16 protein-coding genes are annotated in these 22970 nt (G+C 71.6%); 11 read left to right on the forward strand and 5 right to left on the reverse strand.

Features of this window, described 5'->3' with window-relative positions; all coding sequences use genetic code 11:
- The 9 genes from OWM54_RS42725 to OWM54_RS42765 all read left to right on the forward strand — a co-directional run bounded on the left by OWM54_RS42725 (nucleotide 1) and on the right by OWM54_RS42765 (nucleotide 10742).
- Nucleotides 1–699 (forward strand): ABC transporter ATP-binding protein, encoded by a 699-nt coding sequence (locus tag OWM54_RS42725; protein WP_267701060.1) that lies wholly within the window; start codon nucleotides 1–3, stop codon nucleotides 697–699.
- Complete coding sequence (locus OWM54_RS42730) at nucleotides 696–1502, forward strand: MlaE family ABC transporter permease (protein ID WP_223748678.1); 807 nt, start codon at nucleotides 696–698, stop codon at nucleotides 1500–1502. Before OWM54_RS42725 ends, OWM54_RS42730 begins: the two co-directional genes overlap by 4 nt.
- Nucleotides 1499–2245, forward strand: coding sequence for an MlaE family ABC transporter permease (locus OWM54_RS42735; RefSeq protein WP_141324091.1), 747 nt, complete (start codon nucleotides 1499–1501; stop codon nucleotides 2243–2245). The genes OWM54_RS42730 and OWM54_RS42735 overlap by 4 nt, the downstream gene beginning before the upstream one ends.
- A complete protein-coding gene (locus OWM54_RS42740) occupies nucleotides 2245–2991 on the forward strand; it encodes an ABC transporter ATP-binding protein (protein WP_324289197.1) in 747 nt (248 codons plus the stop codon). Before OWM54_RS42735 ends, OWM54_RS42740 begins: the two co-directional genes overlap by 1 nt.
- On the forward strand, nucleotides 2984–3994 hold the full coding sequence (locus tag OWM54_RS42745) for an MlaD family protein (RefSeq protein ID WP_267701062.1): 1011 nt from the start codon (nucleotides 2984–2986) through the stop codon (nucleotides 3992–3994). Before OWM54_RS42740 ends, OWM54_RS42745 begins: the two co-directional genes overlap by 8 nt.
- Nucleotides 3995–4045: 51 nt before the next feature.
- Nucleotides 4046–4807 carry a class I SAM-dependent methyltransferase gene (locus OWM54_RS42750; protein WP_223748682.1) on the forward strand — a complete coding sequence of 254 codons (762 nt, stop codon included), beginning with the start codon at nucleotides 4046–4048 and terminating at the stop codon, nucleotides 4805–4807.
- Between the two features lie 436 nt (nucleotides 4808–5243).
- On the forward strand, nucleotides 5244–8000 hold the full coding sequence (locus OWM54_RS42755) for a phospholipase D-like domain-containing protein (protein WP_267701063.1): 2757 nt from the start codon (nucleotides 5244–5246) through the stop codon (nucleotides 7998–8000).
- A gap of 83 nt (nucleotides 8001–8083) precedes the next feature.
- Complete coding sequence (locus tag OWM54_RS42760; RefSeq protein ID WP_223783243.1) at nucleotides 8084–8932, forward strand: metallophosphoesterase; 849 nt, start codon at nucleotides 8084–8086, stop codon at nucleotides 8930–8932.
- 88 nt (nucleotides 8933–9020) lie between these two features.
- Nucleotides 9021–10742, forward strand: coding sequence for a DEAD/DEAH box helicase (locus tag OWM54_RS42765; protein WP_223748685.1), 1722 nt, complete (start codon nucleotides 9021–9023; stop codon nucleotides 10740–10742).
- A 9-nt stretch (nucleotides 10743–10751) separates the two neighbouring features.
- Here OWM54_RS42765 and OWM54_RS42770 read toward each other — a convergent pair whose 3' ends face one another.
- From OWM54_RS42770 to OWM54_RS42790, 5 genes are all read right to left on the reverse strand, one after another.
- Entirely contained in the window at nucleotides 10752–11432 is a 681-nt protein-coding gene (locus tag OWM54_RS42770) for a Fe2+-dependent dioxygenase (protein WP_223783242.1), read from the reverse strand.
- An 18-nt stretch (nucleotides 11433–11450) separates the two neighbouring features.
- Nucleotides 11451–13751: a TonB-dependent receptor gene (locus OWM54_RS42775; RefSeq protein WP_267701064.1), complete on the reverse strand. Its 2301-nt coding sequence runs from the start codon at nucleotides 13749–13751 to the stop codon at nucleotides 11451–11453.
- 129 nt (nucleotides 13752–13880) lie between these two features.
- A complete protein-coding gene (locus tag OWM54_RS42780) occupies nucleotides 13881–15203 on the reverse strand; it encodes a PepSY-associated TM helix domain-containing protein (protein WP_267701065.1) in 1323 nt (440 codons plus the stop codon).
- 8 nt (nucleotides 15204–15211) lie between these two features.
- The gene (locus OWM54_RS42785) at nucleotides 15212–16081 is read right to left on the reverse strand and encodes an energy transducer TonB (protein WP_267701066.1); all 870 of its coding nucleotides are present in this window, start codon (nucleotides 16079–16081) and stop codon (nucleotides 15212–15214) included.
- 133 nt (nucleotides 16082–16214) lie between these two features.
- Nucleotides 16215–16703, reverse strand: coding sequence for an NUDIX hydrolase (locus OWM54_RS42790; protein WP_223748690.1), 489 nt, complete (start codon nucleotides 16701–16703; stop codon nucleotides 16215–16217).
- A 238-nt stretch (nucleotides 16704–16941) separates the two neighbouring features.
- Between OWM54_RS42790 and gltB the strand changes: the two genes are divergently transcribed.
- Both gltB and OWM54_RS42800 read left to right on the forward strand, forming a co-directional pair.
- Nucleotides 16942–21498 (forward strand): glutamate synthase large subunit, encoded by a 4557-nt coding sequence (gene gltB / locus OWM54_RS42795; protein ID WP_267701067.1) that lies wholly within the window; start codon nucleotides 16942–16944, stop codon nucleotides 21496–21498.
- A 3-nt stretch (nucleotides 21499–21501) separates the two neighbouring features.
- Nucleotides 21502–22959 carry a glutamate synthase subunit beta gene (locus tag OWM54_RS42800; RefSeq protein ID WP_267701068.1) on the forward strand — a complete coding sequence of 486 codons (1458 nt, stop codon included), beginning with the start codon at nucleotides 21502–21504 and terminating at the stop codon, nucleotides 22957–22959.
- Nucleotides 22960–22970 lie beyond the last annotated feature (11 nt).

A 22970-nucleotide genomic window follows, 5' to 3' on the forward strand; every position in this document is an offset into this window, starting at 1 on the left:
ATGGACCTGCGTGCGGAAGGCCTGACGGTGAGGCATGGCGCGCGCACCGTGCTCGCGGAGGTGGCGTGCGCGCTGCCTCCGGGCACGCAGGCGGTGGTGCTGGGCCGCTCGGGCGCGGGCAAGACGACGCTGCTGAAGGCCTTCGCGGGGCTGTCCCCCGCGTTCAGCGGACGCGTCCTGTGGGATGGCCAGGACGTGGCGGGCCTGTCCGCCGCCGAGCGCCGCGCGCGGCAGGCTTCGTTCGGCATGGTGTTCCAGACGGACGCGCTGTTCGACTCGCTGACGGTGCGCCAGAACGTCCTCTTCCCGCTCACGCGTCGGCGCGTGCCCCAGGACGAGGCACAGGCGCGCGCGGACGAGGTGCTCGGCGCCGTGGGCCTGACGGACGCGGCGGACTCGCTGCCGGAGCGGCTGTCCGGAGGCATGAAGAAGCGCGCGGGGCTGGCGCGGGCCTTGGCGGCGCGTCCGTCGGTGCTGCTGGCGGATGACCCCTTCGCGGGCCTGGACCCGGGCACGGCGCGGCAGGTGGCGCGGGTGCTGCTGGAGGTCTCGCGCGGAGGCACGCTGCTGGTCGCCGCGCCCGAGGCCCCGGTGGACCTTCCCCTGCCCCGCTGGCTCTACCTGCGAGGCGGGCGGTTGATATACGACGGGGCACCCGCGCCGGAGCTGGAGCGCGAACAGGACGAGGTGCTCCCGTGAGCCCATCGCCGCGCGTCGAGAGCCCCGGGCTGAGGACCGTGCGTGGCGCGGGCGCGGTGGGGCTGGAGGCGGTGCGCGGCGCGGGCGCGCTGGCCCTCGTCGCGGCGCGCACGGTGTTGGGACTGCCGCGGCTGGAGCGACGCGAGCTGGCGCGGGCGCTGGTGCAGTTCGGCTACGACTCGCTGCCCCTGGCCCTGGCCACCGCGGCGCTGGCGGGCGTCATCGTCGTGCTGCAGTCGGGGCTGTACATCCAGCGCTTCGGGGCGCGGGCGTTCCTCGGGTGGGCCGCGGGCTACGGGGTGCTGTGGGAGTTCGGTCCGCTGCTCTTGGGGCTCATCATGTCCGCGCGCATCGGCGCGAGGAACGCGGCGGAGCTGGCCACCATGCAGGTGGGCGGGCAGATTGAAGGGCTGCGCGGCATCGGCCTGGACCCCTTCGCCATCCTCGTGGCGCCGCGCGTGGTGGCGATGGAGCTGAGCATGCTCGCGATGAGCACCTTCACGTTCCTGGTGGCCATCCTGTTCGAGGCCCTGGCCGCGCTGCTCACCCTGGACCTGCCGCTGCGGACGTTCTTCGGGACCTTCGCGCACATGCTGAGCCCGCTGGACATCCTGGGCGGCGTGCTGAAGACGGGGGCCTTCGGCCTGGCCATCTCGCTGGTGTCCACGGCGGTGGGGCTGTCCGCGCGGGGAGGCGCCCAGGCGGTGGGACGCGCGGCGGCGAGCGCGGTGGTGCGCGGGTGCGCGGCCATCTTCCTGCTCGACTTCGTGCTCACGCTCGTGCTCGCCGGGTGGATGACATGAACCGGGTGCTGCGCTTCTTCGGCGCGCCGGTGGTGCTGTTCGCGCGCACGACGCGGGCGGGGCTGCGCGAGGGCGTGTCCTGGCGCGAGTCGCTGGTGCAGCTCCACGAGCTGGGAGGGCGCAGCGTGTGGCTGGTGATGACCGGCATGGCGTTCTTCGGGGCGGTGCTGGTGACCATCGCCAACAGCCAGGCGCGGCGCTTCGTGGGCAACGTGGCCGTGCTGGGGCCCGCGTACTTCGAGCTGCTGATTCGCGAGCTGGGGCCGGTGGTGTCCGCGCTCTTGACGGCGTCCCGCGCCGGGGCGAGCCACGCGGCGGAGCTGTCCACCATGAGCGTCAACGAGCAGGTGGAGGCGCTGGAGATGTCGGCGGGGGACCCCTACTCGGACCTGGTGGCGCCGCGCGTGGTGGCGGGCGTCCTGGGTGTGCCGCTGCTCAGCCTGTTGGGGACGGTGGCCGCGACCCTGTCCGCCGCGGCGGTGGCGGGGCTCGTCTTCGGCGTGGATGGCCGGGCCTTCATGGACCCGCGCTACGTGGATGGCTGGGACCTGCTCGCCGCGGGGCTGAAGGCCGTGGCGTGCGGGCTGTACATCCCGCTGGCGGCGGCCGTCGCGGGCCTGGGCGCGCGAGGAGGCGCGGAGGCCGTGGGCGAGGCGACCACCGACGGCGTCGTCGCCGCGAGCCTGGGGTGTCTGTTGATCGACCTGGCCGTGTCCCTCGCCTTCCACCTCGTGCGCCTGTGATCGCGGACGACGCCCCTCCGGACACGCTGCGCTTCACGGACGTGCGCGTCGCGTTCGAGGGTGGGCGGCGCGTGCTGGACGGCGTGACGGCGGAGGTGTCCACGCGGGAGCTGACCTTCATCGCGGGCGCGAGCGGCTCAGGCAAGAGCGTGCTGTGTCGGATGGCGGTGGGCCTGCTGCGGCCGGACTCGGGCAGCGTGGAGCTGTGGGGCGAGCGCGTGGACACGCGGCCGGAGCGTGAACTGGTGAAGCTGCGGCGCCGGGCGCCGTACCTGGTCCAGGGCCCCGCCCTGCTCGACTGGCGCACGCTCCGGGAGAACGTGTGGCTGGCGGACCCGACGGCCCCGGTCGAGGCCGTGGAGTCCGCGCTGGAGCAGGTGGGGCTGCTCGAGTGGGCGGACCGGATGCCGCCCGAGCTGGGGCCCGGGGCGAAGAAGCGGACCGCCATCGCGCGGGCGCTGGTGCTCTCGCCGCGCTACCTGCTGCTCGACGAGCCCACCACGGGGTTGGACCGGCGGGCGGCGACGCAGGTGGAAGAGGTCATGGCCTCGCTGAAGGCGCGAGGGCTGGGAGGTCTGGTGGTGACGCATGACTATCGCCAGCTGCGGGGGCTGGCGGACCGGGTGTTGGTGGTGGCCCAGGGGAAGTGCGCGTACCTGGGGCCGCCCGAGGGTTTCCTGGAGTCCTCCGCGCCGGAGCTTCGCGTGCTGACGGCGCCGTTCATGGAGGGTGCGACGGATGGATGAGCGACGGTTGGAATTGAAGGTGGGCGCCCTGGTGCTGGCGGCGGTGATGGGCGTGCTGGTGTTGCTGTGGTTGATGGGCGAGCTGTCGCTCGGCTCCAGCACGGTGCTGCCGGTGGACTTCGGCCACACGGGCAACGTGGTGGAGGGGGCGCCGGTGAAGCTGGGCGGCGTGCAGGTGGGGCGCGTGCAGGCCATCCGGCTGATGCCGGAGCGTCGGGATGCCCAGGGCCGTCCCCTGCCCGTCCGGATGGAGCTGGCGGTGTCGCCGGAGTCGCTCGGCGCGCTGCGCTCGGATGCGCGGGTGACGGTGGCGACGGTGGGCCTGCTGGGCGAGCCCTACCTGGAGCTGAACCCGGGCACGCAGTCGAGCGCGCTGCCCGCGGGCCAGGCCGTGCGCGGCACGGATGCGCCCCGGCTGGACCTGCTGGCGGAGAAGCTCTCGCGCTTCATCGAGATGTTCTCCGAGATGCTGGAGAAGGACCCGGAGGCGGTGACGGGGCTGGTGGCGAACATCTCGCGGCTGACGCGGACGCTGGACGAGGTGCTGACGGAGAACCGGGGTGACGTGAAGGTGCTGGCCTCCGAGCTGGCGGCGGCGTCGAAGGACCTGCGCCAGCTCTCACGGCTCGCGCGCGAGGCGCTCCAGCCGGGAGGCAAGGCGGCGCGACTGCTCGACGACGCGGCGGCGACGGCGGCGGTGCTGAGGGGCGAGCTGCCCGGGCTGACGAAGTCCGCGGGCACGACGCTGGATGGGCTCGCGGCCCTCACCGGCTCCCTGGGGCCCGAGGACGGGCAGCGCGTGAAGCTGGCGCTGGAGAAGCTCACGGCCGCGGCGGGACAGCTCGACAGCATCGCGGCCCGCGCGGACCGGGTGCTGGCCCGGATCGAGGCCGGAGAAGGCACGGCGGGCGCGGTCCTGCAGGATCCCACGCTGTATGACGAGCTCAGAACGCTCGTCACGGATCTGCGCAAGCACCCGTGGAAGATCCTCTGGAAGGACTGACGTGACGCCTTGCCGTGACACGGCGAGAGGGCCCCGGTAGGAACCCAGACCATGTCTCGAAGCTATGAGGACCTGGAGGCGGAAGCCGCGAGCGTTTCGGTGGAGGGCTGGGACTTCTCCTGGCTCGACGGACGCGCGACCGAGCAGCGTCCCTCCTGGGGCTACCAGAAGCAGCTGGGCGCGAGGATGGCCCGAGCCTCGGCGGCGCTCGACATCCAGACCGGCGGCGGTGAGGTGCTCGCGGGCGTGGCGCCCCTGCCCCGCCTCATCGTGGCCACCGAGTCCTGGCCTCCCAATGTCGCCAAGGCCACCCGACTGCTCCATCCCCGGGGTGTCGTGGTGGTGGCGGACCCGGACGAGCCTCCCCTGCCCTTCGCGGATGAGGCCTTCGACCTGGTCGTCAGCCGCCATCCCGTGACGACGTGGTGGCGGGAGATCTCCCGTGTCCTGCAACCGGGCGGGACCTACTTCTCGCAGCAGGTCGGCCCCGCGAGTGTCTTCGAGCTGGTGGAGTACTTCCTCGGGCCGCTCCCGGCGGAGGTCCACCGCAAGCGGCACCCCGACGATGCTCGCGCGGAGGCCGAGGCCGCGGGGCTCGAGGTCATCGACCTGCGCCTGGAGCACCTTCGCACCGAGTTCTTCGACATCGGCGCGGTCATCTACTTCCTGCGCAAGGTCATCTGGATGGTCCCGGGCTTCACCGTGGACCAGTACCGCCCCCAACTGCGAGCCCTGCACGAGCGCCTCCAACGAGGTGGCCCCTTCGTCGCGACCACGACGCGCTTCCTCGTCGAGGCGAGGAAGCCGTCATAGCCTTCGATGTCACGAGGCCAGCGCGCCTCGGCGTCAGGGCGAGTAGGTCGACATCCACGCATCGATGTCGTGCCCCGCCGTAGCACGTCCCAGCTCGAATCCCCTCCCGGTGCTCCGACACGTCACGCCCACAGCCCAGGATGATGCTCGCGACGACGAGCGCCACCCACTGCCTCCCGCAACGCATTGAATGGGCCATGCCCTGAGTCTTGGCACGCGACAAACCAGACTCCTTGACCGAGGCAATCACTTTCGTCCGGCGCACGACTTCGCGAGGTGGCAGTCTTCCCCTGTCCGACGTGGCCTCCGGAGTTCCTGCTCCCTCGTTCCAGTGACGCCAACCGGGCCGGTTCCCGGCATGATGGCTCCAGGGTCGTCCCGGAGCCGAGCGTCGGTGAAGGCGCGGCCCAGGTCCGTCCCGGGAATCGCGCACCCCATGTTCCGACGTCTGGTGGTCGTCTTCGATGCAGGCTCCGAGTCCGAGCACGTCCTTCACGCGTTGCGGCGACTGACGTCCGAGCCCGAGGCCGTCTATCTGTACGGACTGGTCCCCGAGCGCAGCGAGCTGGAGGCACCTCCGCCCACCAGCCTCACCGTGCTGGACCGGCTCCGGCACACGCTCCAGGACTGGAGCCCCGCCATCCAGGTCACCGGCGCACTGGAGACCCATCTCGACATCAGCGACCTGGTCCAGGTCTCGCGCCGACATGACGCCGGGCTCGTCGTGCTCGGCCCCCTGCTGGACACGTCTCCCAGGGCCCGGGTGGGCGCGATGCTGCGGCTCGTCCTCCGGGAGCACCTGCCCGTGCTCTCCCTGGGGCGCGCGCCGGACACGGCCAGCACCGAGCCCTCACGCATGGCCCTGGCCATCGCGCCCGATGGCCGGGGACTCGGAGCCGCGGCCAGCTTCCTGTCCCACTGCGCCCAGCCCTCGGAGCTCATCGCGCTCACCACGGGCCTGGCGCCGGAGCAGACCGGAGAGCTCCAGGCGCTCTCGAAGGCGCTGGGCATCACCCAGACGCTGCTCGTCGAGTCCCTCACCGCGAACGCCGCCAGCAGCCGTGCGGAGGCCTTCGACGACGTCGCCCTGCGCTCGGGCGCGGGACTGCTCGTCGTCCCCACCGACTCCCTCGCGGACCTGGAGGCCCTGTACGTCGGGATGACGGGCGCCCGCGCGCTCCAGGAGGCCCGCGTCCCCACCCTCCTCCTGCCGCGAACCCAGACGGGGCTGACGCTCTTCGAGGACCACCCCGCCGTCTCCGATTCGCTGGTGGCTCCCGGCCTGGCCCCGCGCTTCGCCGTCGAGCGCGTCGGCCTCCTGTCGAGCGTCAGCCTCCTGGAGCCGGGCCTCGTGACGGTGTTCGCGAATGGCGCCGCGCTCGGCGAGGTCCGTCACCAGGGAGGCACCGCCATCCTCGACGCCGCGTGGCTCGGGCACCTGCGCGGGCTGCATCCCCTGGCGTTCTCCTTCTCGGACACCGCAGCCTCGCGGGAGCTGGTGCCCGGCTACGTGCTCGCCCCGGACAAGCCGCTGCTGCTGGTCGACAGCCTCGTCGAGGAGGACACGCTGCTCGCCGTCCGCGAGCTCGCCGAGGACCGGTGCCACCTGGTCTTCGTGCGGATGCGGGACAGCGACTCGCTCGACGAACAGCGCGCGCGGCTGCGTGAGCACCTGCCCGACCTGGCGTGGCCCCTGCTGCTCGACGCCAGCGCGTGGCTCGACGATGCGCGGGCGGACGACGTGCCCCGACAGGTCGATGGACAGCGACTCCTGCGCGTCGCCACCCGACTCGCCGCCGCGCACGTCCCCATCGCCGCGGTCATCACCCGCGACACCTACAAGCCCGTCCACCCCGCCATCCGCACGCTCAGCCCCGAGGAGTGCGAGGCCCTGCCCCGGAACACGCCCCTGGAGCCGCTCCCCCTGCCTTCCGAGCAGGATGCCTGGGCCTGGGACCTGACGCTCGCCGGATGCAGCCCGCGCATGGCAGGCCATCACATCGACTTCGAGCTCGACAACGCCCAGGCCCGCGAATCGGTCCTGGCCGCCATCGACGGGGCGCGGACCACCGTCCATTGGCAGTGCTACATCGTCGAGGACGACCCCATCACCGCCCGCATCACCGAGGCGCTGAAGCGGGCCGCCACCCGAGGTGTCCGCGTGCGCTTCCTCGCCGACGCGCTCTACAGCGGGCACGACTCCTTCGGCGCGCTCAACCCCGCCCTCGTCGGTCTCTCCGGGACACCCAACGTCGAGGTGCGCGCGATTGCTCCGCTCGTCGGAGGCCCCAACCTCTACGAGCTCAAGCAGCGCAACCATCGCAAGCTCACGCTCGTCGACTCCACGCATGCGTTCGTCTCGGGTCGGAACCTCGGCGCGCCGTACTACACGGGCTTCGACGAGGTGCCGCTGCGCCGGGATACACACTACCGCGACATCCCCTGGCTCGACTGCGGCGCGAGACTGGAAGGCCCGCTGGTCACCGACCTGGAGCGCGCGTTCCTCGCGGAGTGGACCCGCGCGGGCGGCGAGCCGTTTCCCCTGACGCCCTCCGCGCCGGCGGGGACGATGGCGGCCCGAATCGCCCTGCACGAGGGACTCAAGGACACGCACACCCTGGACACGCAGCTCGCGCTCATCCGCCATGCGCGCTCACGGCTGGTCCTGGTGAACACCTTCCCCCTGCTGCTCGAAATCCAGAACGCGCTCATCGCCGCCCTGAAGCGCGGTGTCCGCGTGGAGGTCCTCTTCGGCAGCGTGCGGCCCCATCACGGCGACGCGCGGACCTACTTCCCCGGGGGCGCGATTCGAGAGGTGGCGGACCGCTACGTCCGCAGCCGCCTGGACGCGGTCATCGCCGAGGGCGGCATCGCCCACGAGCTGGCGCTGCGCTCGCGCCCCGGTTGGGAGCCGGAGCTGGAGCGCCTCTTCCCCCACGTCCACGCCAAGCTCCTCGTGTGCGACACCCGGGCCGTCGCGGTGGGCAGCGCCAACCTGGACGTCACCGCCGCCTACTGGGAGAGCGAGGCCCTGCTCGTCGTCGAGGACACCCCCTTCACCGAGCGGATGCTGGCGGCGCTCGAGGCCCTCTTCGCCACCTCGCGCCGCATCGACCGGGAAGACCCGCGGTGGCGCGAAGAGGTCGAACAGCGCGCCTGGGTCGGCCGCAACTGGCCCTCGCTCGTCGGCTGAAGGCTCAACGCCCGGTCAGCCGTCGGCTGCCCACCGCGTCGCTGCGCCGTCCGGCGCGCGGATGCGCCATGCTGGAGTCCCCCATGGCCCCGCCTCCCGACACCTTCTGCTTCGCCGCCGTGGGCGACGTGCACGGCCGGATGGACCGGATGGTGTCCACCCTCCAGTCCTGGGCGAAGAGCGCGAACCGGGAGCTGGCCTTCGTCCTCCAGGTCGGCGACTTCGAGCCGCACCGCGACGAGGCGGACCTGGCGACGATGGCCGCCCCCGCCCGCTACAAGCACCTGGGCGACTTCGCGCACTACCACCAGAAGCGTCGGCGCTTCCCCTGGCCCGTGTACTTCATCGGCGGCAACCACGAGCCCCACGGCTACCTGGACACAGCCCCCGAGGGCTTCCTGCTCACCTCCAACTGCCGCTACCTGGGCCGCGTCGGCGTCGTGGAGACCCGCGGCCTGCGCATCGCCGGCCTCTCCGGCATCCACGACGCCCCCGGCTTCCAGAAGCCCCACCCCGCCCTGTCCCTGCTCGGCACCGTCTCCAACAAGGACTATGCGTGTTTCAACGAGCAGGACATCGAGCAGGCCCTGGGGCTGGAGCGGGCGGACATCCTGCTCGTCCACGACTGGCCCTCCGGCCTCGTCGCCGCCGAGGACCGCCAGGACTTCGAGCACCAGCGCCGCAGCCCCCATGCGGACGCGGTGGGCAATGAGTACGCCCGACTGGTGGCCGAGGCGCTCCAGCCCCGGCTCGTCCTCTGCGGCCACCTGCACAAACGCTATCGGGCCACCTTGAAGTGGGCCTCCGGCGCGGAGTCCCCGGTCTGCTGTCTGGCGAGCGTGGAGCAGGGCGCGGAGGCCTTCGCCCTCTTCCAGGTCTCCCGGGGCGCCATCCAGGAGGTCACCCACCTGGGCACACTGCCTGTCCGCTGAGGCCGACACGCACGCCTGGGCGATAGATGTGGGACAGAACGGCGATTCTTCGAGGCACGAGGGCGGAGGCCGGTGGTACAAGCCCCGCGTGACTTCCGCACCGCCGTCCTCGCCCCCCGACGCCACCTTCGAATCCCTGGGCCTCAAGCCCCAGCTCGTGGAGGCGCTCACCGCCCTCGGATACGAGGAGCCCACGCCCATCCAGAACGCCTCCCTGCCGCCGCTGCTCGCCGGCAAGGACCTGCTGGGCATCGCCGCCACCGGCACCGGCAAGACGGCGGCCTTCGCCCTCCCGCTGCTGCACCACCTGGTTCCAGGAGAGGCCGGCCCCCACGCCACCTCCGCGCTGGTGCTCGTGCCCACGCGCGAATTGGCCATGCAGGTCTCCGAGGCCATCCACCGCTACGGCCAGAAGCTCGGCGCCACCGTGCTGCCCCTCTATGGTGGACAGGTCATCGGCCAGCAGCTGCGCGTGCTCAAGCGGGGCGTGGACGTCGTCGTCGCCACCCCGGGCCGCGCACTGGACCACCTGCGCCGGGGCACGCTGCAGCTCGACAACGTGCGCACCGTGGTGCTCGACGAGGCCGACGAGATGCTCGACATGGGCTTCGCCGATGACCTCGAGGCCATCCTGTCCGGCACGCCCGAGGACCGCCAGACGGCCCTCTTCTCCGCCACCCTGCCGCCGCGCATCGCCAGCATCGCCGAGCGCCACCTGCGCCAGCCGGTGCGCGTGCGCATCGCCAAGGAGAAGGTGGAGCCGGGCGAGCTGCCGCGCATCCGCCAGACGGCGTACATCGTCCCGCGCGCGTTCAAGATCGCCGCGCTCGGGCGCCTGCTCGACGTGGAGTCCCCCACCGCCGCCATCATCTTCTGCCGCACGCGCACGGAGGTGGATGACCTCACCGTGTCGCTCAACGGCCGGGGCTGGCGCGCGCACGCGCTCCACGGCGGCATGACGCAGGAGCAGCGGGACAGGGTCATCAAGCAGCTCAAGTCCCACGGCACGGACCTGCTCGTGGCCACGGACGTGGCGGCGCGCGGCCTGGACATCCCGCGCCTGTCCCACGTGGTGAACTTCGACGTGCCCAACGCCCCGGAGGCGTACGTGCACCGCATCGGCCGCACGGGCCGCGCCGGCCGCGAGGGCGTGGCCATCACCCTGGTGGAGCCGCGCGAGGCCCGGCTCGTGCGCAACATCGAGAAGGTCACCGGCCAGCGCATCCAGGTGTCCACCGTCCCCACCGTGGCGGACCTGCGCGCCAAGCGGCAGGAGCTCCTGCGCGCCACCCTGCGCGAGACGCTGGTGGCAGGCGGACAGGACTCGTTCCGGGGGCTGGTGGAGGACCTGGCCAGCGAGTACGAGCCGCTCGACATCGCCGCCGCCGCGGTGAAGCTGCTCCAGGACGCCCAGGACGAGGGCCGCGCGAAGGAGGAGGAGGACATCCCCGCCGTCGCGCCGAAGGAGGACCGCAAGGAGCGCCCCGGCCGTCCCGGTGCTCCCGCGGGCCGCTCCGGTCCTGGCCGTCCCGAGCGCGGGGGACCGCGCCGTGGAGGCCCGGCCCCGACGTGGGACGTCACCCGCCTGTGGATCGGCGCGGGTCGTCAGGCCGGCATGCGCCCCGCGGACCTGGTGGGCGCCATCGCGGGTGAGGCGGGCCTGGACTCGTCGCAGATCGGCGCCATCCAGATTGGCGACGGCTTCTCGCTGGTGGAGGTGCCGGAGCCGGACGCCAACCGCGTCATCGCCGCGCTGAAGGCGGCGACGATTCGCGGCCGCAAGGTCATCGTCCGCAAGGACCGGGGCTGAGCGGACGACTCAGGGCTCCGCCCATTGGCGGAGCAGGTTGTGGTACACGCCCGTCAGCATGACCAGCGAGGGGCTTGAGGGCACCTCCTGGTGGAGCTGGGTGATGGACGCATCCAGGTCGAACAGCAGCGCGCGCTGGGACACGTCGCGCACCATCGACTGAATCCAGAAGAACGACGCCAGCCGCGCGCCCCGCGTCACGGGTGTGACGTGGTGCAGGCTGGTCGCCGGGTAGAGGATGAGGTCCCCCGCCGGCAGCTTCACGGCGTGGTGGCCGTAGGTGTCCTCCACCACCAGCTCGCCCCCGTCATAGCTGTCCGGCTCCGACAGGAAGAGCGTGGCGGACACATCCGTGCGCACGCGCTGACCGGTGCCCGGGATGCGCCGGATGGCGTTGTCCACGTGCGAGCCGAAAGACATGCTCGCGTCATAGCGGTTGAACAGCGGCGGGAAGATGCGCTGGGGCAGCGCGGCGGAGAGGAACAGCGCGCTCTTCTCCAGCCCCGCCAGCACCAGCTCCCCCAGCTCGCGCGCGGCGGCGCCGCCCTCGGGGAGCTGGAGGTTCTTCTTCACCTGGCCGGACTGGTGGCCGGCCGTGATCCGGCCGTCCGCCCAGTCCGCCTGCTCCATCACCTGACGGCAATGGGCCACCTCGGAGGCGGTCAGGACCTTCGGGATGTGCAACATCATGACCGCGCTCCTGGGAGACTAGAACCGGTACCGCGCCGTCAGCAGGGCCGACATGCCGTCCGCGGGCACGGCGTGACCGCCGTAGTACTGGTCGTAGTACAGCACGTTGGTGAGGTTGTAGACGTTGAGCTGGAGCTGCGCCTTGCCCAGGGCGTAGCTCGCGAACGCGTCGAAGCGCCAGAAGTTCGGCACGAAGCTGGTGGCCGTGTTGGCGTTCGCCGGGTTGTTGACGCTCGTCACGTCCTGGAAGACGGCGCCGCCGCCGAGCGTGAAGTCCTTGAGCGGCGAGTACGTGGTCCACAGCGAGATGCTGTGGCGCGGCGTGTTCGGGAGCCGCTGACCGATGAGGTACTCGTTGGTGTGCTCCAGGATGGCGGAGTCCATCAGGGTGTAGTTGGCGAGCACCTTCCAGCGCTCGACGATGGTGCCGGCGATACCGACGTTGAAGCCCTGCACGCGCTGCTCCCCCTGGAGCACCTGCGGCGGTCCCTCCGGGTCCGTGTTGGGCACGCGCGCGTCCGTCTTGCGCACGCGGAACACGGCGGCCGTCAGGCCCAGGCGGTCCTCGAACAGCTCCGCCTTGGCGCCCGCCTCCAGGATGGCGTTCTTCTCCGGGTCCAGGCTCATCGTGTCGGCGGACACCGAGCCCAGCTCCGCGGACGGGCTGGAGGACGTGCCGTACATGCCGTACACGCTGACCTTGTCCACCGGGTGCAGCACCACGCCCGCGCGCCAGTTGAGCGTGTGGTCGCTGTCGCGCAGGCGCGTCTTCGCGCCCGAGGCGGCCACCTGCGAGTAGTCCGTGTTGAACACGTCCCAGCGCAGCGAGCCCAGCACCTCCACGTACTCGCCCAGCTGGAGCTGGTCCGCAGCGTACAGGCCGAGGGTGCGCTGGATACTCACGCTGGAGCTGGCGAACACCGGGGACACGGCGGACAGGTCCGGCTCCGCGTCGGGGTTGAACAGGTCCGCCGGGAGGTTGGGGCCGGTGGGCAGGCCGGTGGCGTTGAGGTTGTCACGCGCCTGGCCGCGCTTCTCCCAGGACAGGTCGAGCCCCACGTTGGCGGTGTGCTTGATGAACCCCGTCTGGAGTTCACCGCCCACGGTGGCCTGGTTGGAGAGGTAGGAGTTGTCCGTCTCCGTCTGGAAGCGCTGACGGCCGATGGTCGTCGGGTCCGCGGCGGGCGTGAGGCCGCGCGGCGCGGTGGGGCTGGCGAAGCGGTCCACGCGGCCGAAGCGCAGCGTGTTGGTGAACTGGAGCGAGTCCCCCAGGCCCTGGATGACGCGGGCCGTGGCGACGTGCGCGTCCACGCGCTCCTTGTCGGCCTTCACGCCGTAGAAGTTCTCGCGCGGCACGTCCAGCGTCTCGGGCACGGGGCGGCCGTTGAAGTACGGCACGCCGTAGTCAGGGATGCCGTCCTCGCGCTGGAAGAGGTAGTCGAGCTCCAGCGTGGTGGACTCCGCCATCTTCAGGCGCAGCGACGGGGCGAGGCCCAGGCGGTTGTCGCGCACGACGTCGCGGCCCGCGGTGGAGGCGAGCTGGCCCATGGCGTTGACTCGGACCTGGAGGTCGTCGGACAGCACCTGGTTGACGTCCGCCTCCAGGCGGCCCGAGGGCGCGGTGCCTCCGCTGAGGGCGACCTCCTGGAAGTTGGTGCGCTGGGGCTTCTTCGTCGCCAGGTTGATGGCGCCGCCCGCGGAGCCCCGGCCGAAGAGGACGGCGGACGGGCCGAAGTAGGCCTCCACGCCCTCCAGGTTGAACGTGTCGCGCGTGAACCAGCCCAGGTCGCGCGCGCCGTCGCGGGAGATGTCGTTCTGCGCGGAGAAACCCCGCAGGATGAACGCGTCACCCTGACGGCCCCCCTCGCCGGCGCTCATGGTGATGCCGGAGACGTTGCGCAGCGCGTCCCGCACGGACGTGGCCTGCTGCTCCTCGAGCACGGCCTCCGAGACCACCGTCACCGACTGCGGCGTGTTGACCAGCGCGCGCTGGGCGCGGGGCAGCGAGCTCTCGCGGACCTGGTAGCCCTCCGCCTCCGCCTGCACCTCGACGGTGGGCAGCGTGAAGTGGCCCTCGGTGCCCTGCGTCCCGGGCGCCTCGCCCTGCGCGGGCTGCGCGTCCTGGGGCTGCGCGACGACGGACTCCTCCGCGGCCACCGGCTCCGGAGCGACGGCCGGCTCCTGGGCCACCGCGCCACCCGCGGCCAGCGCGGAGGCGAGCCCCACCGCCGGCCCCCACGGCTTCAGCGCCGCGCGGACGCCTCCGACATGGCCGACGCTCGTTCGAATCCCCGGGCTGCGTGACTTGCTGAAAGACATGGCGCTCCCCACTCCCCGACCCTCACGGGTCGTCTCGGATGTATCTTGAGAATGACTGCGATTTTCAAAGTCGGAATTGATGACGCCCGAGGGCATCGCGGGAACCTCGCCCGCCCGGTGCGATGGGACCTAGACGGGGGTCTCCGACGCGCCCGTGGCCACGGGCTCGGTGTGGCGCGGCTGGCGCTTCGGGAAGAAGCGGCGCCACGACAGGGCGAAGCCGGTCCACACGAGGAAGACGCCACCGAGCGAGGCGATGGCGGCGATGAGCTGGCCGGGCCAGCCGAGCGCCTCGCCGGTGTGGAGGAAGCGCAGCCAGGTGCGGACCTTGCGGCCGCTGTTGAAGTCGGCGTAGCCCTCGCGCTTGGCGACCTCGCCCGAGAAGGGATTCAGCGCGTACTGCGTGGCGGCGAAGTACGGCCAGCCGTCCTCCACCTTCACGTTGAAGTTGACGGTGTCCACCTTGCCGTCGGACTTGCCTTCACCGTCAGGACCGCGACGCTGGGACTCCGCCCCCTCGCGCGACGCCCCCTCGGCGCCCTTGCCGCCGCGTCGGCCCCCCTCACCTCTCGGTGCACCCGGCGCATTGCCACCCGCCCCGCGCGGAGGCGACGGCAGCCGGTACGTGATGCTCTCCCACGTCGGGGCCTGCCCCTGCACCACGGCCAGCAGCGAACCAAGGTCCTTGCGCACGGCGTCCTCGGACGGAGGCGCCACCTTCACGCCCGCCGAGCCCGGTCCCTGCTGCGCCGGAGGGGCGTTGCCCGTCAGCGTGTACACGAAGTCGGAAGCCCACTTGTACGAGATGACCATGCCCGACGCCGTGAGGACGATGAGCACGGGCAGCGTCCAGAAGCCGATGACGTTGTGCCAGTTGAAGTCGCGCGGCTTGCCCTTCAGCCCCCGCCGGAACCACAGCACCGGACGCACCGTCTTCAGCGTCCACTTGCGAGGCCACCACAGGTACAGGCCGGAGATCGCCAGGAACAGGAAGCCCGCGTTGCACGCGCCGGTGATGGCCTTGCCCACCGCGCGGTTGTCGCCGCCCAGCGCGAGCCACCGGTGCCACTCCACCATCACCTGGAAGAACGAGCGCCAGCCCTTCGCCGAGCTCTCGCGCACCTCGCCCGTGTACGGGTTCACGAACACCACGCCCGCGCGTCCCAGCGCCACCTGCGTCGCCGAGGTCTCCGACGGGAACACCGTCACACCCGACACCTGCGCGTCCGGCTTCGCGTCGCGAACCTTGGCGATCATCTCCTCGAGCGACAGCCGCGTCGTCCCCGGCCCGGGAGCGGACACGGTGCGCGCCTCGGAGTCCGCCCAGTCGAGCACCTGGTGCTCGAAGGCGATGGCCACCCCCGTCACCGACATGATGGCGACGACGATGCCCACCACGACTCCAACGACGAGATGAATCCAGAACAGCGTCTTGCGAAACGGGAGGGCCATGGGCTGCTTCACTTCAACGAGAACTGAACGGGGAGCTCGAGGATGACACGCACGGGACGCCCCAGTCGGCCGATGGCCGGCGTGAAGCGCCACCGGTTGACGGCGGAGATGGCCGCCGCGTCGAGCGACGGAATCGAGCGGATGACGCGCGTGTGCTCCGTCTCCACCTCGCCATCCGTGCCGACGATGATTCGCACCAGCACCAGCCCCTGGATGCCGTCGCTCCGCGCACGTCGCGGATATTCGGGACGGGGCTGCTTCAACACCGCCGGAGCCCGCAGGACCTGCCCAAGCTCCACCGCGTCCCCCGCGCCGCCGGACGCGCCGACGATGCCGCCCTGCACGCCACCCTCCACCCCACCCGCGACACCGCCCGCCACCACTGGCCCGGGCCCCGACTCCGTCCGGGCGCCCGAGTCCGACTCCGGCAACGACTCATCCTGGGCGACGGCCGGCGACTCCTCGGGCTTGGGCGGCTCGACGACCTCCGGCTTCGGCTCCGGCAGGGGCTGGGGCACCACCGCCTGAGGCTCCACCACCGGGCGCGCCACCCGGGCTCGCGCGGGCCGCGAGGCGCGCTCCTTCGCCGCCTGCCGCGGCTGTCCACCCGAGGCCGGCGGCGGCGGCCTGAAGGTCAGCAGCACCAGCTCCGGCTCGGGCTCCACCACCCGCTCCACCGGGTGCGCCGCGAACGCCAGCCCGGCGGCCAGCCCACCCGCGTGGACCGCCACCGCCACCGCCAGCGCACGTCCCCACCGGGACCCGACGCCCACGCCCTCCGACGACTCGCCCATCCGGAAGAGGGTTCCGGACGGAGTCGCGACACCCGAGGTGGCGGCCTCGGCGGAGACAGCGTGAGTGTCGATATTGAGAATCATTCTCATTATCTGAAGTTCCCCAGAAGTACGCCTCTCGGGGAGCGTCGTCAACGCACCGCGCGCGAAGTCGCGAAATTTTCCACACAGGCTGATAGCGCCCGTACCGCGAGCGGAAAGACCCCCCGGACACGCCTCAAAGGCGCGTGTAGCTCCAGCTCACCGCGCGGCCGCCGGAGTACGGCATCACGCCATGAAACACGCGGGGGTCCTCGTCGAAGACGAGCGGCAGGAAGTGCCTGTCACCGTCCCACATGGGCAGCCGAGGCAGCTCGGTGAGGGGAACCCAGGACAGCGTGCCCTCGGCGTTGCGCTCCAGCGGGGTGCCCTCGAAGGCGTCGATGCGGAAGACGAAGCCGAGCCAGTCCTCGCCCTGCTTGCCGAAGCCGGGCCAGGAGAGCGTGCCGCGCAGGACCATGCGGGTGCACTCGATGCCGGCCTCCTCGCGAATCTCGCGGCGCATGCAGGCGGCCACGTCCTCGTCGCGCTCCATCTTCCCACCCAGGCCGTTGTACTTGCCCAGGTGCGCGTCCTCCGGCCTCGCGTTGCGGTGGATGAGCAGCACGCGGCGCTGATCCGGCGACATCACGTAGCCCAGGGTGCCGATGATGGGTGAATAGGGCATGGCGCGCTCCTCATGACGCCGCGCGAGGAGAGCTCGCCCGGGCGGAGCGCTTCATAGCGGATCCGCCGACGGGCCACGGCCCGAGCCTGCGTCCGAGAGGGGCCCCCTGTTGGCACCCTGCCCCACCGCCCCTCTGACGGCCCCCTGCTCCTGCCCGTCTTTACGAGAGTCGACGCGACGCGTTAGCGTAGAGCCACACAGCGATGACCTCCCGCGTCAGGCGGGAAAGGGGAAGTTGATGACCGCGATCCTCCCCGGCCGGTACGGCCTCTATGAGCCCGAGACCGAACACGACGCCTGCGGGGTGGGCTTCGTGGCCCACCTGCGAGGTGAGCGCTCTCGAGGAATCGTCGAGGACGCGCTGGAGCTGCTCAACCGGCTGAGTCACCGGGCGGCGGCGGGGAAGGATCCACGGACGGGCGACGGCGCCGGCATCCTGGTGCAGTTGCCGCACCGCTTCTTCGAGCACGAGGCGCCGGACCTGGGCTTCGAGCTGCCCCCGCGTCGGCAGTACGGCGTGGCGCAGGTGTTCCTGCCCAAGGAGGTGGACGCGAGGGCCGCGTGCGAGGCGGCGCTCGAGGAGGTGGTGGCCGAAGAGGGCCAGCGCGTGCTGGGCTGGCGCGACGTGCCGGTGGCGCCCGAGCACCTGGGGCCGGTGGCGCTGGAGGCCGCGCCGGTCATCCGGCAGCTCTTCATCGCGCGGCGGCGCGTGGTGCCCAGCGCCTTCGAGCGCAAGCTCTACCGCATCCGCAAGCTGACGGAGAACCGCGTGCAGGCGCGCGGCGTGGACCCCAAGGGCCGCTTCCACATCGCCAGCCTCTCGTCGGAGACGCTCATCTACAAGGGCCTGCTCCTGCCCGCGGACCTGCCGCGCTTCTACCTGGACCTGCAGCACACGGAGTTCGTCAGCGCGCTGGGGCTGGTGCACTCGCGCTTCTCCACGAACACGTTCCCCACGTGGGAGCTGGCGCAGCCGTTCCGCTTCATCGCGCACAACGGCGAAATCAATACGCTGCGTGGCAACCGCAACTGGATGACGGCGCGGCGCGGGCTGCTCCAGACGGCGCGGCTGGGCGGGAGCCTGGAGCCGCTGTGGCCCATCATCGTCCCGGGCAAGAGCGACTCGGCGCAGTTCGACAACATGGTGGAGCTGCTCTACCTGGGGGGGCGCACCCTGCCCCACGCGATGATGATGATGATTCCGGAGGCGTGGGAGGGCGACGCGCTGATGTCGGACGAGAAGCGCGCGTTCTACGAGTACTCCTCCGCGCTGCTGGAGCCGTGGGACGGGCCCGCGGCCATCGCCTTCACGGACGGGCAGCTCATCGGCGCGACGTTGGATCGCAACGGCCTGCGGCCCGCGCGCTACCTCGTCACCGAGGATGACCGCATCATCCTGTCCTCGGAGACGGGGGTCATCGACGTGCCGCCCGCGCAGGTGCGCCGCAAGGGGCGCCTGACGCCGGGCCGCATGCTGCTGGTGGACACCACCGAGGGCCGCATCCTCGAGGACGAGGAGGTGAAACGGGACATCAGCACGCGCTGGCCGTACCGCAAGTGGCTGGAGCGCAACGTCTTCACCTTCGACGACCTGCCCACCGTGGCCGCGCCGGAGCGGCTGCGCGGCGACGAGCTGACGCGGCTGCAGGGGGCGTTCGGCTACACGGTGGAGGACATCCGCACGGTGCTGACGCCCATGGCGGAGACGGGCAAGGAGCCCGTGGGCTCCATGGGCACGGACACGCCGCTCGCGGTGCTCAGCGACCAGGCCCCGAGCCTCTTCTCGTACTTCCACCAGCTCTTCGCGCAGGTGACCAACCCGCCCATCGATCCGCTGCGCGAGAAGCTGGTGATGACGCTGGCCACGGCGCTGGGCCCGGAGAGCAACACCTTCGAGGAGACGCCGGAGCAGTGCCACCGGCTGTCGCTGCCCGGCCCCATCCTCACCAACGGGCAGCTCGCGAGGCTCGCGAGCATCCGGGGCGAGGGCCTGTTCGAGACGCGGCGCCTGTCGCTGCTCTACCCGCTGGAGGGTGGCGAGGGCGCGCTGGAGGACGCGGTGGAGAAGCTGTGCGCCGCGGCGGTGGACGCCGTGGACGCGGGCGCGAGCATCCTGCTCTTGAGCGACCGGGGCGTGGACGTCACGCACGCGGCGATTCCCGCGCTCTTGGCCATGTCGGCGGTGCACCAGCGCCTGGTGCGTGACGGCATCCGGATGTACACGGGCCTGTTGCTGGAGACGGCGGAGGCGCGTGAGGTGCATCACTTCGCCTGCCTCTTCAGCTACGGCGCGGCGGCGGTGAATCCGTACCTCGCGCTGGACACGGTGCGCGCGCTGGCGGACGCGGGCGAGCTGGGCGTGGACGCGGAGAAGGCGCAGGACCTCTACGTCCACGCGGTAGAGGAAGGACTGATGAAGGTGATGTCCAAGATGGGCATCTCCACGCTCCAGTCCTACCGGGGTTCGCAGCTCTTCGAGGCGGTGGGGCTCGAGCGCGGGCTCATCGAGCGGCACTTCACCGGCACGTCCTCGCGGGTGGAGGGCGTGGGTCTGCCAGAGCTGGGACGCGAGGTGGCGGAGCGGCACGCCCGGGGCTTCGAGCAGCCCGAGGGCGAGCTTCCCCTCGGCGGCCAGTACCGGTGGCGGCGCCAGGGTGAGCGGCACAAGTGGAACCCGGCCACCATCGCGAAGCTCCAGGCGGCGGTGCGCGGCAACGACGCGGCGCTGTTCGCCGAGTACTCGCGACTCGCGGACGACGAGACGCGCGAGCACTGTAACCTGCGTGGGCTGTTGGAGGTGTCAACGGAGCGTTGTCGCCCTGTACCGTTGGACGAGGTCGAGTCGGCGCTGTCGCTCGCGCGTCGGTTCGTCACGGGCGCCATGTCGTTCGGCTCCATCAGCGCGGAGGCCCACGAGACCTTGGCCATCGCGATGAACCGGCTGGGTGGGCGCTCGAACAGTGGCGAGGGTGGCGAGGAGTCGCGTCGCTACTCGCCGGACGACGACGGCAACCTGCGCCGCAGCGCCATCAAGCAGGTGGCGAGCGCGCGCTTCGGCGTCACCACCGAGTACCTGGTGAACGCCGACGAGCTGCAGATCAAGGTCGCCCAGGGCGCGAAGCCCGGCGAGGGCGGCCAGCTCCCGGGACACAAGGTGGACGAGCGCATCGCGCGGGTGCGTTGGTCCACGCCGGGCGTGACGCTCATCTCTCCTCCCCCGCACCACGACATCTACTCCATCGAGGACCTGGCGCAGCTCATCTACGACCTCCAGTCCACGAACCCGTCGGCGCGGGTGAGCGTGAAGCTGGTGAGCGAGGTGGGCGTGGGCACCATCGCCGCGGGCGTGGCCAAGGCGGGCGCGGGCTGCGTCGTCGTCTCGGGCTACGAGGGCGGCACGGGCGCGTCCCCCATCTCGAGCATCCACCACGCGGGGCTGCCGTGGGAGCTGGGGTTGGCGGAGACGCAGCAGGTGCTGGTGCACAACGGCCTGCGCTCGCGCATCCGCGTCCAGGTGGATGGAGGCCTGCGCACCGCGCGCGACGTGCTGGTGGCCGCGCTCCTGGGCGCCGAGGAGTTCGGCATGGCCACCGCGAGCCTCGTGGCCGTGGGCTGCGTGATGCTGCGCAAGTGCCATCTCAATACGTGCTCGGCGGGCATCGCCACGCAGGATGGCGCGCTGCGCGAGCGCTTCCAGGGCAAGCCCGAGGACGTGGTGAACTTCTTCCTGCTCATCGCGGAGGACCTGCGCCGGAAGATGGCGGAGCTCGGGGCGCGGAGCCTGGAGGAGCTGGTGGGCCGGGTGGACCTCTTGCGCCAGCGCGCGTCGGTGGACCACTGGAAGGCGCGGCGGGTGGACCTGTCCGCGCTGCTGGCGGCTCCGGCCGCTCCGGAGAGCGAGCCTCGGCACTGCGTCGAGGCCCGGTCCAAGGACGTGTCGGACCACCTGGACCACGAGCTGCTGCGGGACGCGAAGGCCGTGCTGGAGGGCGGCCCGGCGATGCTGCTGACGCGGCCGGTGAGCAACACGCACCGCGCGGTGGGGACGATGCTCTCCGGCGAGATTGCGCGGAGGCATGGCGCGCGAGGGTTGCCGGATGGGCGGCTGCACGTGCGGCTGAAGGGCTCGGCGGGACAGAGCTTCGGTGCGTTCCTGGTGTCCGGCGTCACGTTGGAGCTGGAGGGCGACGCGAACGACTACGTGGGCAAGGGGCTGTCGGGTGGGCGCATCATCGTCTACCCGCACGCGTCGAGCCGGTTCGTAGCCGAGGAGAACGTGCTGGTGGGCAACACGGCGCTCTACGGCGCGACGGCGGGCGAGGTGTACCTGCGCGGGCTCGCGGGTGAGCGCTTCGCGGTGCGCAACAGCGGCGCGCAGGCGGTGGTGGAGGGCGTGGGAGACCACGGCTGCGAGTACATGACGGGCGGCGTGGTGGTGGTGCTGGGGCCCACGGGCCGCAACTTCGCTGCGGGCATGAGCGGCGGCACGGCGTACGTGTTGGACCGGGAGATGGCCTTCCGGCAGCGGTGCAATCTGGAGATGGTGGAGCTGGAGTCGTTGGTGGACGAGTCGGAGATCTGGCTCGTGCACGGGATGATCGAGCGGCACCTGCGGCATACACACAGCTCGCTGGCGCGGCGGGTGCTCGACAACTGGGAGCTGATGGTGCCCCGGTTCGTGAAGGTGATGCCGACGGACTACAAGCGTGTGCTGCAGGCGCGGCGCGCGGCGAAGAAGCCCCCGGAGACCTCGGTGGGTGCACAGCTCCAACACGTCGTGGGCGGGAGGGGCTGAGCGATGGGCAAGCCGACCGGATTCACTGAGTGGGGCCGCGTCCACGCGCCGAAGCGGGACAAGCAGGAGCGGCTCGGGGACTACCGCGAGTTCACGCTGCCGCTCGCGGCCGAGGAGGCGAAGCGACAGGCCGGACGCTGCATGGACTGTGGTGTCCCCTTCTGTCACCAGGGTTGTCCCCTGGGGAACCTCATCCCGGACTTCAACGAGGCCGTGTACCGGGGCCGCTGGCGCGAGGCGTATGAGCTGCTGAGCCGCACCAACGGGTTCCCGGAGATGACGGGGCGGCTGTGTCCCGCGCCGTGCGAGGCGGCGTGCGTGCTCGCCATCGACCGGGACCCGGTGACAATCGAGCAGATGGAGAAGGAGATCTCCGAGCGGGCGTTCGCGGAGGGCTGGGTGAAGCCTCGGCCTCCGCAGCGGAGGACGGGGCGCACGGTGGGCGTGGTGGGCTCGGGGCCCGCGGGCCTGGCGGCGGCGGCGCAGCTCAACGCGGCCGGGCACACCGTCACGGTGTACGAGCGGGATGCGCACGTCGGCGGGCTGCTGCGCTACGGCATCCCGGACTTCAAGCTGGAGAAGTCCGTGGTGGAGCGTCGGATTGCATTGATGGAGGCGGAGGGCGTGGTGTTCCGCACGGGGGTGGACGTGGGGGGCTCGGTGAGCTTCCGCGAGTTGCGCGGGCGGCATGACGCGCTGCTGCTGGCGATGGGGGCGCGAAGGGCGCGAGAGCTGGAGGTGGAGGGGCGCGAGCTGTCCGGGGTGGTACAGGCGATGGAGTACCTGGAGCACCAGAACCGGCTCGTGGGTGGGCACGGCGAGGCGCAGGCGCGGCTGGATGCGTCGGGGAGGAACGTGGTGATCCTGGGCGGTGGTGACACGGGCTCGGATTGTCTGGGCACGGCGCTGCGCCAGGGCGCGAAGAGCGTGCGGCAGGTGGAGCTGTTCCCGGCGCCACCTGTGATTCGCTCGGCGGAGAACCCGTGGCCCCGGTGGCCGGTGGTGTTCCGGACGTCGTCGAGTCAGGAGGAAGGCGGCGAGCGCGCGTTCGCGATGATGACGAAGCGGCTGGAGGGAACGGAGGGGAAGCTGGAGAGACTGCACGCGGTGAAGGTGGAGGTGCAGCGCTCCGTGGGTGGAGGGGCGAGGCTCGTGGAGGTGCCGGGCTCGGAGACGACGCTCGAGGTGGACCTGTTGATCCTCGCGATGGGCTTCACGGGGCCGGAGACCACGGGGCTCGGGGAGCTGGGCGTGGCGATCTCGCCCAGGGGCACGGTGCAGGTGGACTCACGCTTCGCCACGTCGGCGGAGGGCGTCTACAGCGCGGGTGATGCGAGCCGAGGGGCCAGCCTCATCGTCTGGGCGTTGTCAGACGGACGGGAGGCCGCGAAGTCCATCGACGCGTACCTGTCCGGCGGTGTCTCCGTGTTGCCGACACGCGGCGCGGACAGTCCGTTCTGAGCAGGTTGGGC

This window comes from Myxococcus sp. MISCRS1 (genome assembly GCF_026626605.1).
In the GTDB taxonomy this organism is placed as follows: Bacteria; Myxococcota; Myxococcia; order Myxococcales; family Myxococcaceae; genus Myxococcus; species Myxococcus fulvus.